General features: G+C 52.6%; 11 protein-coding genes. 4 read left to right on the top strand and 7 right to left on the bottom strand.

Translation table 11 applies throughout. The features are described 5' to 3' along the window. Window positions 1–551 precede the first annotated feature (551 nt). Window positions 552–2,264: an HAD-IA family hydrolase gene (locus SLH47_RS23620; RefSeq protein WP_320243245.1), complete on the bottom strand. Its 1,713-nt coding sequence runs from the start codon at window positions 2,262–2,264 to the stop codon at window positions 552–554. 467 nt (window positions 2,265–2,731) lie between these two features. On the opposite strand from SLH47_RS23620, the gene SLH47_RS23615 reads away from it, so the two are divergent. Continuing rightward, window positions 2,732–2,977, top strand: a complete 246-nt coding sequence (locus SLH47_RS23615) for a hypothetical protein (RefSeq protein WP_320243243.1) — start codon at window positions 2,732–2,734, stop codon at window positions 2,975–2,977. A gap of 1,129 nt (window positions 2,978–4,106) precedes the next feature. Here SLH47_RS23615 and SLH47_RS23610 read toward each other — a convergent pair. Further along, entirely contained in the window at window positions 4,107–5,024 is a 918-nt protein-coding gene (locus SLH47_RS23610; RefSeq protein ID WP_320243241.1) for a hypothetical protein, read from the bottom strand. A 1,047-nt stretch (window positions 5,025–6,071) separates the two neighbouring features. Here SLH47_RS23610 and SLH47_RS23605 point away from each other — a divergent pair. Further along, window positions 6,072–6,677 carry a DUF4304 domain-containing protein gene (locus SLH47_RS23605; RefSeq protein WP_320243239.1) on the top strand — a complete coding sequence of 202 codons (606 nt, stop codon included), beginning with the start codon at window positions 6,072–6,074 and terminating at the stop codon, window positions 6,675–6,677. A gap of 592 nt (window positions 6,678–7,269) precedes the next feature. On the opposite strand, the gene SLH47_RS23600 is transcribed toward SLH47_RS23605, so the two are convergent. From SLH47_RS23600 to SLH47_RS23580, 5 genes are all read right to left on the bottom strand, one after another. After that, entirely contained in the window at window positions 7,270–8,634 is a 1,365-nt protein-coding gene (locus tag SLH47_RS23600; RefSeq protein ID WP_320243237.1) for a mannitol dehydrogenase family protein, read from the bottom strand. Then, window positions 8,631–9,455, bottom strand: a complete 825-nt coding sequence (gene kduI / locus SLH47_RS23595; protein WP_320243249.1) for a 5-dehydro-4-deoxy-D-glucuronate isomerase — start codon at window positions 9,453–9,455, stop codon at window positions 8,631–8,633. The genes SLH47_RS23600 and kduI overlap by 4 nt, the downstream gene beginning before the upstream one ends. Before the next feature lie 52 nt (window positions 9,456–9,507). Then, window positions 9,508–10,914 (bottom strand): glucuronate isomerase, encoded by a 1,407-nt coding sequence (gene uxaC, locus SLH47_RS23590; protein ID WP_320243235.1) that lies wholly within the window; start codon window positions 10,912–10,914, stop codon window positions 9,508–9,510. Window positions 10,915–11,022: 108 nt separating this feature from the next. Then, window positions 11,023–11,541, bottom strand: coding sequence for a redoxin domain-containing protein (locus tag SLH47_RS23585; protein ID WP_320243233.1), 519 nt, complete (start codon window positions 11,539–11,541; stop codon window positions 11,023–11,025). A 21-nt stretch (window positions 11,542–11,562) separates the two neighbouring features. Beyond that, window positions 11,563–12,243, bottom strand: a complete 681-nt coding sequence (locus SLH47_RS23580) for a GntR family transcriptional regulator (RefSeq protein ID WP_320243232.1) — start codon at window positions 12,241–12,243, stop codon at window positions 11,563–11,565. Window positions 12,244–12,502: 259 nt separating this feature from the next. Here SLH47_RS23580 and SLH47_RS23575 point away from each other — a divergent pair, with 259 nt between their 5' ends. Together SLH47_RS23575 and SLH47_RS23570 are read left to right on the top strand one after the other, a co-directional pair. Beyond that, window positions 12,503–13,486 carry a TRAP transporter substrate-binding protein gene (locus SLH47_RS23575; protein WP_320243230.1) on the top strand — a complete coding sequence of 328 codons (984 nt, stop codon included), beginning with the start codon at window positions 12,503–12,505 and terminating at the stop codon, window positions 13,484–13,486. Between the two features lie 72 nt (window positions 13,487–13,558). Next, on the top strand, window positions 13,559–14,086 hold the full coding sequence (locus SLH47_RS23570; RefSeq protein WP_320243228.1) for a TRAP transporter small permease: 528 nt from the start codon (window positions 13,559–13,561) through the stop codon (window positions 14,084–14,086). The last annotated feature ends 6 nt before the right edge of the window (window positions 14,087–14,092 follow it).

The raw sequence follows: 14,092 nt of genomic DNA, 5'->3' as shown, positions 1-14,092 counted from the left end.
CGCGCCATCAATCCTGCCTCCAACACTAAGCCAACTGTGGCACAGTTTTAGGGGGCTAAGACACTTGTTGTCGGAGGTGCATATCATGCGACCGGAGAAAGAGTTCAAAGAGCCACTCCCAGAAACTAAACCGAAAGAAGTTCGCGGACCGCCGCTATCCTCCTCGCCTTGGGTTGGCCCGACAATATCTAGTGGCGCTCGGTGCCTCCAATGATGTTTACTGAATAACCTGCACGGAAACCCAACCAAGAAAACATCTGGCAGCACCTCTCAAAGTGGGCCAACCGGCAAAGTTTTTGGAAACTCGGCCACGTTCACAAAGAAGAAGAGAGAATGGCGTTGCGAGATTGGAACATGCCTCTTCAACCTCTGTCATAGCGAGGCTTTGTAGTGTTCGTCTGTCTTGATAATCTCGCCATGTGACAATCATGGACATTCGGAAACCAGCAACAGCGACGCAGATTGCAAACAAACCCGCAAGCAATAACGGGCAAACTCCGACGCGGCTTGAATCCCAAGTATTTGCATTTGCGCAGTTTATTGACGACCATCTAGCTCATCAAATTCATTGCCTCGAGGGCGAAAGATGAACAAAGCTCTCTACTTCCAAAGTAAGTGTTGGATGTTGGAGCAATAAACAGCCCGTACATTGGCCAGCCGCCGTCCCCCAACTGACTATCCATTAACTTCAAAAAATCCACACGATTGACAACTCCCAAGTTTTTCATCGCAATGACTCTCATTGCTCGTTCGAGGGCGTAAGGAGTCAGGTCAACGCGTGAAATAAGCCGTTCTGTCAGCGGCCGCAAGAACCTGTCAAATCTACCGGGGAAATCGACAATCAGTCTCGACAAAAAAAACAGAAATACGTCCGGAGCTGGATAATATCGTGTACCTTCAAGGAATAGGTCGCGAGTCAAAAATTCCAAGACAAAATCTTCTGTCTCCGCCAACTCCTTTCTACTTCCTAACCCCATTTGGTTCAAAAAATACAACACATTTGTAGCTACAATAGCGTCTACTCTGGGTCGATCATCGTCAAAATATACCTGAATAACGCCATTCTCATTCCTGTTATCAATCATATCCTCGGCCAAAGAAAGCGCCTCACGCCTTCTTATCTCGTTGTTCTTGATCAGGAACGATAAGATCATTGACGTCGTGTCCAGGTCGTCTGGAAACCCCGATGGACGTACTTCGTTCTTGTAAAAGCACCAGCGAAGCCTATTCTTGCCATCATGTCTGAGGATTTCCTGCGACATCGCCCTCACGATATCGTCGGGCAACGAGGACAACGAGTGTAGAATAACAGCTGTTGAGAATATTTCCTTCGAGAAATCAGTACAGGCAATCAACTCAACATCACTACCGACAAAGCTTCTGCAAAGTGGAAATTTTCGCAAACGTCTGTTCAGATACGAATACCCCAACTTCCTCTTGTTTTCGTACACAGAGGTGAAACTTACTTGCTTCGTTAAACTCCCACCTGTGACAGCCTTATAAGTGAACCTGTTGTTGGAGTACTTGAGGGTGCTCAGACCAAGTTGTTCTGCCTGCTCCAAATTTTCCGCTTTGTCATCGACAACTATCACGCTCTCGGTTTGTATGGAGGAATCGGAAATGACGTGTTGAAAGGCGCTTCCATTTGGCTTTCTATCTTGTAATAGCGCGGACGTATAAACACTATCGAAGTAAGTCCAGAACCCAAACTTATTATAGAGGATTGAAAATGACTCCCTATCAATATTTGATAGGCAGATTATTTTCTTGTTCTGCTGACGCAAGGCTTTCAATAACGCCACCACCGTTTTATTTTCTCGCAAACTGGCAACGCTCAGATCGAGGATTTGCTTAAGTTTATTATAGGGTGTCTGCAACTCTCCGCTAAGTAACGTCAGTGCGAGGCTTCTGCTAATATATCCCTGCTCCAGATCTCGCCAGATAGGGTGATACAGCAGAGTGTTCACGTCGCTCACTCCTCCTGACACCGAGGTCGTATGGATCGAGTCCCAATCTAGAATTACGCCGCCCAGGTCAAAAATGATCGTTTCATAGCTGTCGAGTATGCTTAATACGTCGCGAAAGTGATGAAACTTCCTGCCTTTGGGCCCGCCAGCTTTTTCCGCTGTTGTAACCGCAGCAGATCGAGAGAGGCTCCGTTCCGAAGAGTCCGATTCAATATCAAATGCCTTCTTACCCGATCTCGATGAATTTGAAGGACTCGGAGACGTTTGAGTTCTTGCATTCCTCTGATGTGACGACATCTCTTTTACCCCTCGTTCTAGAATTCCAAGACAACCCCCTCAGATGCATAGGTTTTGCACCCCATCTGCACCGAATGCGAAAAGCCAGGTTAGGTTTCACAGAGAAACACAAAGCAATCTAGTCTTCAGCGGGATGCCGAACGGATTACTGCACATAAGAGAAACCCTCTGCACGCTGAGTACAAAGAAAAAGGACGCTTGAAGAACAAGGTAGAGTATCTGGAGTACAACTCCTTACTTCGGCTGCACATATCAACAACCAAATTATAGATCTTGTCAGGACTTTAAGCACAGTGGCGCGAGTGAGTGACCTTGGTTCGAAAGCTTCACGGACTGCGCAAAGCTTCAACAATATGTCGTCGTAACTCGGGCACGACTTCAGCGAAGTTGCTAAGCGGGGCATAAACCTGCTTGAAAGGAATCCATGCCATATTGCCTCAAAACTGAGATAAATGACGTAGGACGACATGCCAAAAAAGACTTGGAGTGCAACTGAAGTCGCCAGTGATGTAGGTGAAAGCCGCGATCTTGTTGTTCGGATCTGCATGGATCGCGCGGTTTTTCTCACTGGAGTTGTATTGTGGGACAGGGATGACCCACAATTAGATGAAGATGCGTTTGAGGAAGTCAAAGAGACTATTATGAGACTGCGCCAGGAGCCGAATGGTGTTGAGTTTTATATGGCGGCGGCTGACTCGTCCACTGAGCTGTAACAATCGCCAGATGATCGGTCCCTATTAGTGTGGTGAAAGTCGTCCGCAGGCATAGCCTTGTGTGAGCGTTCTTGGTCAACCCACGCAGGCACGGACAAGGCGCTACGATCACGATGTTCAGGTCAAGTCTCCCGGCGCGCCGCGAAGGCTGACAACAACAATGCGCGCCAAGCTGCCGTTACGCAGGTTCAGACGGTGACGAATTCAACATAGACACATATTCTCCGTTTTATGGTAATGCGGTTGGTGATCATCTCGCTTTGGGATCGTTTCGCACGCAGGAACTCTAAAAGAACACTCTCGGTCGATCTTCAGACGAAACTCTACGTGTTTGGAGTTTGTTGGGCATCCGCCAGATATGTGCTTTCCATTTGAAAATTATATTGAACGATAGTTTCCCTTCTGCGTCGGTTTTTGTCATCTTTACTTTACAAATGCATAGCGGGCGGTGATGTCCATGGAACTACTTGGCGTGTCTCAGATATTTTTTGTGGTTGGTAATGCTGTTTTGGTATGCTTAGTGATCTATGTTTTAGTAATGTTCTTGTGGAGAAGGTGACGATGTTATGACCACCTTTGTTATTGAGGGGTTTTTGGTTGATATACCATGCCTTTTTGTTTGTCGTGTTTCCCTGCGTCGTTTTTGCAATTCTATGACTTGTTTGGAAACTGGATTGGTATCTTGACGCAAAGACAGCAGAGACCGTGGGGCTGCTGTGCTGGCGCTAGCAGGTCACTGAAACTCTGTCGCTGTTGGCTGACAGTCCGCCTACCCCTTTTGCAGACTGAGTACGCAGCAGATGGCTCAACAACTTTTCTCAAGCGCATCAAACTACGGAGGAAATCCGCCTGCAAAAAGCGCGAAGTCAGAGCGACCCAACGGATTTATACACGCCCCGAAGACACTTCTACCGTCATTGAATAGCAGCCACCACGCATTCTTGGATTGAGCTAGTCAAGAGACTTTCGTTTCATCGAAGGAGCGTCTGGCTGATTACCACGCGTGGTTTCGGTAGTATGGCCTTATGAGGCGTCCTCAAATCCGCGTTACGTGAATGGCTACACTTGGGGGATGCTGCCCACTCACGAATGGGATGAGGACGCCACATTGAGCCTCCTTTCGTGTGGTTCATGATCCGTGTGCCAACGATTGAAATGATGGATCCACAGATTCCTGCACGCGGTCCTGCCAAATCATGTTGTTCGATTGTGCATCCCAGATGCCTCTGCGAAGGCGTTTGAGTGAAACGGGCGCCACGAGGCTCACATCTGCGATGGACAATCGGCTTGTGTCATTGCTATCCCGCCGGATTTCTTTCGACAGAATAATGACACTCAAGCTTTTCATACGCATGCGTAGCGACTGAAGTTCGTCAATAGCTTCGTCCATTCCAATCGCGGTCTCGAAAAAATCGAAGTCGATAACCAAAAGAGACCAAAGACACTCATTGGGTCTGTCCCGAAGCGAACCCATAACGGCCTCGGGGTCATCACACATGTCGACATCGAAACCAATTTGCGACAGATCGTACGCAAGCAACCGGGATTGCGGGACAGAAGTGTCAGCCAGAACGAAGCAACGACCACGACCAACAGACGATTGATCATGCGAAATCTGCATCCAATTAGCCGGTTTGGTAGGAGCTTCCGATTCCGGTTCAGCTATATCTGCTGCCAACCTGGCGGAGTGGTAACGATGTCGGATGGCTAGACACGATCCGGCCTGCCCAAATCGCCACACGCCGACGCCCAACTCCAGAATTTCGCGAGCACTTCGAAGAAGCTTGGAAATAGTGCTTACCACCCACTCACTTCCAGCGAGTGCACTGAACCCCAAAACAAGTAGAAAAACAAAAAGTCCCGACATCACCAAAACTGCCAGCACTTGTAAAATTGCGAAATCAAGAACCAAAGCAGCCAAAGCACAGCTCCAGCCAGCAAATACAGCTAAAACCATTGCCCCTATCCAGGGCCTTGAAACATCTACATCACCATCACCGCTATTGGTGTAAGAAACAGATGCTGTTTTCCGCCCTATGTCGCTCATGTTATCTCTCTGCTAAAAGCTCTATTTTTAAGGCTGGCAGTCGCAAGCCGCCGCCGCAGTTCATCTCAATACGTCAAACAGACGCTATCTTAGTCGTTTCTGCCTTGCTCGCTGCCGGTGGGTTGGGCATGTTCCACCTCCAAGGTCACGCTGCCGCCGAACAGCACCGAAGCAATCGAATTTACCAAAGGGTTTGGAGCAATGCTCACCGCTTGACCTTTGCACGTTGCCAACCCTCAACCCCGAACCGAGACATTGCACGAACAACAAATGGCGCTAGAAGACAGAACAAGATCACCGCCACATCGTCGGGCATGCTCTTAGATTAGTCAGGGTTAGCCGCTGAAATAAAATACCAAAAAACAATGTTTTAATAGGATGTGTCTATTCATCTGTGGTCCATTTCACGCTGTGATTGTTTCCTCAGGTGCGTAAAGCGTTCCGCCGCAAGGCAGCGGTCTTGGTGACTTGGATGTAGCCGCAGTCTGGCTACTGATCTTTTCCTTCATCGCTCACACGATCATGGGGATGGTAGGACGACAATTAGATGGGAACTTGATTGCATGTTGCAGGATCTTGCTGTTTTCGCACCCGTCGCGCTTTTCGCGGTTTGCCTTCCGTTTCTCTTTCAACGCGCAGGGTTTTCGCGGCAATTCACACGTCTGACGTGGTTGCCAACTCTTGTTGTAGCGTTCTCATTGCTGGGGGCCCTGACGGGCGAGCGCGCGGTGGTGGATGGGCCGATTTGCACATGGGCTGTTGCCGCAGCGTTGTTGGCATTGACTAGGCTAAAGTGGCCGCGTGACGATTCAGGCTGACCGGCATGCAGGTCTGGCTGTCATTTCAAATGGCTAGGCGGTGCTTCAATACGACAAAAGCCAGATCTCGGCGCAAGATAGGTTGCTAGTAGTTACAAGGCCCTGACAACAGACAGTTTACGGCGGTTTGTCCGAAACTTGCAAAGCTGAAGCAGTCTTTGTCGGCAACTTGTGCAAGGTTTGTTTTCAATTACACTTCTTCGCGTAGGTCAGGATAACAGATACTCACATGGAAGAACTCAACAAAAAGTTCGACGATCTGGTACGCACATCTTTTGTGAACCCGTTGAAGCAGGCTGGTTTCAAGAAACGGGCTCTCAATTGGACCCGGCAAACGGAAGAATTCTATAGCCTCATTAACATTCAAAGATCTCAGTGGAACTCGCATGAACAGCTTCGTTTCTTTGTGAATGTTGGCCTGCATCCATTGGACTTCGACAATCCACCGAACACAAAGTCGCCCAAGACTTTTGAGTTCTGGGCACGTCTTCGGAGTGACGACCTATTGTCGAATACGCCGGGCGCGTTCGAGATCCATGAAGACACGCCGATTTCAGACCTGATCACAGAGCTCACGTATATTGTTAAAGCACTTGTTGAGGAATTGAACCAAATCAGATCGGTTGAACTGCTGATTCAGAAGGCATTTCGTCGGAGACCTATGGACGCGGCTCGCACGTACTACGCCATAGGTCAAGATGACGCTGCTCTCAGTGAGCTCCAAAAGTTGGCCGATGAATTTGGCGACCAAAAGGAATTCACGATCCCGGCCCTCATTCAACGCCTCGCCTTCGAACGTTTGGCAGATCGAAATCACACGAACGACAAGGGCTGAGACCAACCACCTCGCTCCGAGGTCCCGACGTTCATCGAGAAATGCCTTTCTTATCTACGGATCGCCGGGGACCAGAGCACCTCATATCGAAAGCTGGGGGTCGAGATGTGAGGGCAACACTCTATGTTGTCGCAAACGCCTTGCTCATGCGCACCATAGCAGGATCGAAGATCAGGTTATGGGGAACGCGTTTGATGCACACCAACGGACGCCGTCGCCCGAAAACTGGCTGTCCTGCTTCACGGCATGTGGGCGGATGGTGCCGAGTTCCATTCAGAAAGGTGGAATGCATAGAATGACCTGAACGGCCAAAATCAATCTGGACGGGAGAGTTCTCACTGGACGAGGTTCGTTGATGAAGCCGAAAACGTCTGCTGCGCCATCAAGCACCTCCCAAAGCGAGACTCTGGCAGGACAGGCGCACATTGCAAACGATTTTTACGGGTTGCAGGATGCTATGCGCAGCCTGTTGTTTGGTGGCTCGCTCTCATCGAACAGACGGTATCCTGGCAGTGTAACTGTCACTGATCCGAGGAGCGAGTTGTATCAAAAGCCGGTTGTATTGGGGAGCAAACCATTGAGGATGAAAGTTTCACCGCACCACAGCGGCGAGCATTGCGCGTGCACCTTTCTTGATCAGCTCCGTGTAGACATCTGATAGGGGGTCTATCAGTCGGGTAGATAGTGTATCCTTGAAGATCGCCGATAGTGACAGGATATTGCGCACCGTTTGTCGCGGGTCAGTCGTATGACAATCCCGCAGCTTGGCGGCCATCGGGTCTACCTCATTACTTTGATTGGCTGTGCAGGCAATCCATCCTGCAAGGGCCAGTGACAGGGCATCGATCCTGCCGCCCTGCGCCAACCTGTCTTCGATCGTATCCAGAAAGCGCTGCGGCAGTTTTTGGCTACCGTCCATGGTGATTTGTGACAGTTGGTGCTGAATTCCAGTATTGGCAAAGCGAGACATGAGTGCGCCAGCATAGTCTTCAAGGCGCGTGTCGGATGGAGCCGTTAGTGTTGGGATGATTTCATTGTGCCATAGTGCGTCTAGATAGCGCGCGATTGCGTTGTCTGCGACTGCATCAGCCACCGTTTCGAAACCGGCCAGACTGCCGAGGTAGGCCACCGCTGAATGCGCACCGTTCAGCATACGCAGCTTCATCCTCTCAAAGGGCGCAATGTCGGGTACGATCTGCGCGCCAACAGCAGCAAGGTCGGGCAGATCGCCGGCCAATTCATCGGAGATGATCCATTGTGTGAAAGGCTCATGCACGACCGGGGCTGCATCAGTCTGACCTGAAAGCGCGGCAATCTGTGCGATATCTTCTGCTGTCGTGGCAGGCACGATGCGATCCACCATTGAGGCCGGAAAGGCGACCTCTGCCGCAATCCAGTCTGCAAGGTCTGGGTCAACATGACGGGCAAGTTCAATCGTGACCCGGCGCGCAACGGCGCCGTTTGTGGGCAGGTTGTCACAGGATAGTACCGTGAAGGGCGAGAGCCCTGCCGTCCGTCGTGCTTGTAAGCCGCGCACCAGAAATCCCGGAGCGGTTTGCGGAAGCACATTTGTAATGTCTGATTTTACCCCGACATGACCGGCATTGAGTGCTCCCGTTGCAGGGTCGTGGCAATAACCCTTTTCAGTCACGGTCATAGTGACAAGCGAGACTGCGGGATCAGCCAAGGCTGCAATGACAGCGACTGGATCCTCAGGCGCAACCAGCATGTCTTGAACGACGTCAATCTGCTGCAGATCCATCCCGTCAGGTGTCAGCGCCGCCGCTGTGTAGCGGTAGTTGCGCGGTCGCATCGCGTCCCGGACAGAAGCAGAGCGAAGGCTGACGCCCAGAACGCCCCAACCTTCCAGCTTTTGCAGATATGTGCAGGCATGGGCGCGGTAGAAGGCACCCAGACCAAGATGCACGATCCTGATTGGCCTTTGGGCCACGGTCATCGCAGGTCGGACATCGCGACCATATCCATGTCGCCGAAGTCGACATTGTCGCCCGCCATCGTCCAGCAGAATGTGTAAGCTGCCGTGCCTGCGCCGCAATGTATCGACCAGGGCGGTGAAATTACAACCTCTTCATTGGCCATGACAAGGTGGCGGGTTTCATCCGGCGTCCCCATGAAGTGAAACACGCGGGCATCCTCTGGCACATCGAAGTAGAGATACGCCTCCATCCGGCGATCATGCAGATGAGCCGGCATCGTGTTCCACAGTGATCCAGGAGCGAATTGCGTGTAACCCATGAGCAGCTGACATGTGTCGCACACTTCAGGGTGCAAGAATTGGATGATCACCCGTTCGTTCGCCGTGTCACGACTGCCTAGTTCTACTCGGCGCGCGTCTTCCAGCTTGATCAGCTTGGTCGGGCAATGGCGATGGGCCGGTGATGACGTGATGTAGAACCGGCCATCACCCGCAAAAGTCACGGGTCCGCCACCCATCCCGATGTACAGGAGTTCACCTGGTTTCAGCGTGTGTGTATCGCCGCCCACCTCGACCGTGCCGGTCTCACCAATATTGAGGATGCCCATTTCGCGGCGGTCCAGAAACCCCGGCGTGCCGGTTTCGTCCATGTGATCAAGCACAAGGCTGCCATCGCCAGGCACTGCAGACCCGAGGATCAACCGGTCATAATGTGTATAGACCAGATTGATTTCGCCTTCTTGAAACAGCCCTTCCTTGTGGAAATGGCGCCGTAAGCCGTCAGTATCGAAGGTTTTGGCCGTTTCAGGATCAATCCCGTAGCGGGTTTCGGTCTTGAGGATCATGAGAAGTCCTTTGAACAGATGGATGAGAATGGGACTACGGACATCGCGGTCAAAGCCTGTAGGCCTGCTTGGCGAGCCGATAAGCCAGATCGTGCGCCACTTCAGCGGCATCAGCGCGGCTGAGCCGCCCCGTCGCCACAAGGGTGGCGAGATACGCGCTATCGACGCGCCGGGCGACATCGTGTCGGGCGGGGATAGAGCAAAAAGCGCGGGTATCATCGTTAAAGCCAGCAGTGTTGTAGAACCCCGCGGTTTCAGTTGTGGCTTCGCGGTACCGACGCATGCCTTCGGGGCTGTCAAAGAACCACCAGGCGGGTCCGAGTTTCAGTGCCGGATAGACACCCGCAAGCGGCGCCAGTTCGCGTGCATAGGTCGCTTCGTCCAGTGTGAAAACAATCAGAGAAAAATCGGGGTTTAGCCCGTGTTTGTTCAGGAGTGGTTTTAGTGCGTTTGTGTAATCGACGGCCTTTGGAATATCGAACCCCTTGTCAGGTCCGAAAGTCTCTAGAATGCTTGCTGCATGGTTCCGGTCAGATCCGGGGTGGAGTTGCATCACGAGGCCATCGTTGACACTCATTCCGGCCATCTCGGTGAGCATTTGTGCACGGAAAAGGGCACGATCATCCGCGGAGCTGTCACCAGCGATAATCCTGTCGAACAATGCAGCGGCAACCCCCGGATCAAGATCGGCTGTCGTAGGGTCTGCATGGCCGTGATCGGTTGCTGTCGCACCGCGTGATTTGAAGAATGCCCGGCGCGCACGATGCGCATCCAAATAACCCTTCCATGTCTGTGTATCATGGCCAGTCAACTCTCCCAACACTGCGACATTTTCGATAAACCCGGATGCATCCGGGTCCACCACTGCGTCGGGGCGGTAAGTGGGAATAATGCGAGCGGGCCAATCGGCATCTGCGATGGTTTGGTGGTGATCGAGCGAGTCAAGTGCCGCATCAGTTGTCGCAAGTGCCGCGATCCCGAAGCGATCAAAGAGCGCACGAGGGCGATAGGCGGGCGCTGCAAGGCAGGCATTGATATGGTCGTAGATTTCGTCCGCCGTATCTGCATTCAGATTTTCGGTGACGCCAAAAACCTCTGCCAATGCGTGATCCATCCAAAGGTGGGACGGTGTCGCGCGGAAAAGGTAATAATGCGCGGCGAACTTGCGCCAGATGACGCGGCTGTCGCTTTCCACCGGCGCGCCATCTGTCCGGGGGATGCCAAGAGCCTCCAAGGGCACACCTTGCGAATAAAGCATCCGCAGCAGGTAATGATCCGGCGTAACGAATAGCTGCGCAGGATCGGGAAAGGGTGCGTTCAGCGCAAACCATGCGGGGTCGGTATGACCATGCGGGCTGATAATCGGCAAGTCAGCAATGCTTTCATAAAGCTCGCGAGCGTACGTCCGCGCCGCCTTGTCCAGCGGGAATAGACGATCACGGTCGAGTTTTGGCATCGCGTCCCCCAGACTGCGCTTATTCGTCGAGGGACACAGGTAAAGGGCGCCACTCCCTGTAAAAGATATTCTAGTATACTAGTAGTGTCAAACCTTGTGATGACCTGCTTATGCCGTTCCGCGCACGGGTCTGTCGTTGGTAATGTTGAAAATCATCCCATCCAAAAGTTCATCAAGGTCGGGTCGGGCCGCTGGACCATTTGAGATATCAACCAGCATCAATGTCCCTTCAGGGCGGATCGCGAAAGCGCCGGGTTCGGCAAAGATGTTATCCGTTTCTGCTTCTGACAGCGGGACAGAGACATAAAGCCCAAGATTGCGCATCTGTTCTTCATTCATGCCGTAGCAAAGATCAAAGGCCCAGCCATGTTCGTCTCGGTCAGCAGTGGCTTTGTCGGCAGGATCGGCAGAGGCAACGACGACATCCATATGCGTCCTCCAGTCAGACAGGGCCGCGTTCAGCTTGTTCAGGAACCTTTTGCACCGCGGACAGTGCCGACCGCGGTAAACAAACAGCATCGTCCAGCGGTCATTGCGCCCGCCAATGACATAGCTTTGGTCTTTCCCGACCATCGGGAGCGTCAATGGGCCAACCGGAGCTCCAACTTTGGGTTTGTCATGTGCCATGGGCGTGCCCTTCCTGTTGTCTTACTGAAAAAAAGCCGCATTCTTCCGATGAATTTCCGCGATTGTTGTATCCAGGCGACTGATGTGGTGCCGGATAAGCTCGCGCGCATCTGTTGCGCAGCGTCGGTCTAGCGCGTCAGCAATCGCGCGATGATCCGCCAGAATATCTGCGACATTTTCGTAGTCAGAAAGGCTAAGCAGGCACAGGCGATCAATCTTGCCCTTGCAACTTCTGATCGTTTCGAACGCCATAGGCAGACCGGTCAAATCGCAGATGCATTCGTGGAAACCATAGTCGAGCGTGTGAAACCGGGCGAGGTCCTCGGCAGCCAATGCATCCGCCTGCGCGGCGAGATTTTTACCAAGACTTTCTGCGCGGGTCTGATCCCAGATCTCGCAGGCGCGATCCAGAACTTCCAACTCGACCGCGAGCCGGACAAAGCGCGTGTTTTCAATCTCGGGCCGCGAAAACCGTCTGATGATCGTCGCGCGCTGCGGGCGAATTTCAATGAGATCAAGATTATGGAGCCTGCGAAAGGCGTCACGAACCGGCTGCCGCGACACACCGTATTGGCGCGCCACATCGGCTTCGGAAATCTTGGCACCCGGCAGAATCGTCAGCGCAACTATGTCAGCTTGCAGCCGTTCAAAAACCACATCAGCGGTCGATTTGGATGCGCTGACGCGCGATGCGTCATACATCTTTTATCCCTCCTTGCCGGACGTTTGGCGCGTACTTGAGTCAGCACCATTTCTTTCAGACAGGCCGGCGGTCTTGTATTTCACACCATCAAAATGACACGATGACAACTCTCTTGACAATTCTGGGATACTAGTCTCCAATAAGTCAAGGGCGTGGGTGTTGGTAATGCGCCTACGTGCCGCAAGGTGCCGCATCAGACTTTGGAGGAAGGGTTGGATGCGCTGCAAAGCACCAAATTATGAACCCAGGGAGAGAACAATGAACATACCCGTTTCAAAGGCACTTGTGGGCGCCACAGCCGCGCTGTCCTTTGTCGCATCTGCCGCCGTGGCCGAGAATTGGCGCGCATGGAACATCCATTCCGACGGCCATCCCAACACCGCAGCGATGGACCTTTTCGCCGAACTGGTCGCCGAAAAGACGGGCGGCGAAGTCAATGTGGAGGTCTTCCATGGTGGCGTTCTGGGCACCCAGCCGGACGCCATTGAACAGGTGCAACTAGGTGCAATCGACGTCGGCAACTTCAACCTTGGGCCACTTGGTTCCATCGTGAACGAAGCTAACCTTGTCTCGCTTCCATTCATCTTCCGCGATGTTGACCACATGTTCCGCGTCCTGGACGGCCCGGCCGGAGAGCGAATCTCTACCGCCATGGGGGACGCCGACCTCTTACCGATTGCGTGGTTCGATGCGGGTGCACGGTCATTCTATAACAATTCTGGCCCGATCAATACGCCAAACGATGTGGCGGGCATGAAAATCCGGGTGATGAACAATGACCTTTTCACCGGCATGGTGAACGCCATGGGCGGCAATGGTACGCCGATTGCTTTCTCTGAAGTCTATCAATCACTCAGCACTGGTGTTGTGGACGGGGCGGAAAACAATCTGCCGTCGTTCCAGTCTGTCGGCCATTATGAGGTTGCCGGCTTTTATTCCATGTCAGAGCACCTGATCATCCCTGAATGTGTCTGCGTGAACACAGCAAGGTTTGAAGCGCTGTCAGCCGACATGCAGGCCGCCGTTGTCGCTGCAGCCGAAGAAGCCGCTGCCTTTCAGCGCGAACTATGGAACGAACAAACCCAGGCCAGCCGCGAAGCGGTAGAGGCCGCGGGTGTCAAAATCAATCAGATCGCGGACAAGACTCCGTTCCAGGAGGCCATGGTTCCAGTCTATGAAAACTATCTGGCCGCCAATCCAGACATGGCCGAACTGGTTGCTCTTGCACAAGCGACCGAGTGATCTTTGGATAATCTGCTGACGTGACGCCCGGTCGGCTGGCCGGGCGTCATCTTGCACGAAAGGCGGCCAGGGATGAGCGATTTGCCACACACACATACTGGGCTTGGTCCCATCGACAGCGTCTTTCGCGGGATTGTCTTTATCTGTCGTATCGCGGCCGGTGTTGCACTGGTCGCCATGACGCTTTTGCTGGGCTATCAGGTGTTTGGCCGATACGTCCTGAACGATACACCCACGTGGGTTGATCCGCTTTCACTGCTTCTGGTGATGCTGATCGCATTCCTAGGTGCAGGGATCGGCGTCTATGAAGACACCCATCTTTCCGTTGTGGTCTTCCGCAAGATGGCCGCACGCAAGATCAGGTCTGTGATGGTCATCATGACCGATACGTTCCTGATGATCTTTGGTGGATTGATGTTCTGGTATGGCGGTCAACTGACGCTCTTCAAATGGAATTCACTGATCCCGTTGATCCAATGGCCTGAAGGTCTGCGGTCTTTGCCGTTAACGATTTGCGGGGGGATGATCCTTGTTTTTTCGCTTGGGCACCTCGCGCGGCATCTTCTGGGGCGCGATACACGCACCGACAGCATCGAATAGGGCCTG

The organism is Cognatiyoonia sp. IB215182 (genome assembly GCF_033963905.1).
Taxonomy (GTDB): Bacteria; Pseudomonadota; Alphaproteobacteria; order Rhodobacterales; family Rhodobacteraceae; genus Yoonia.
The sequence above is the reverse complement of the archived record's forward strand: the minus strand, read 5'-3'. Positions and strand labels throughout refer to the sequence as shown.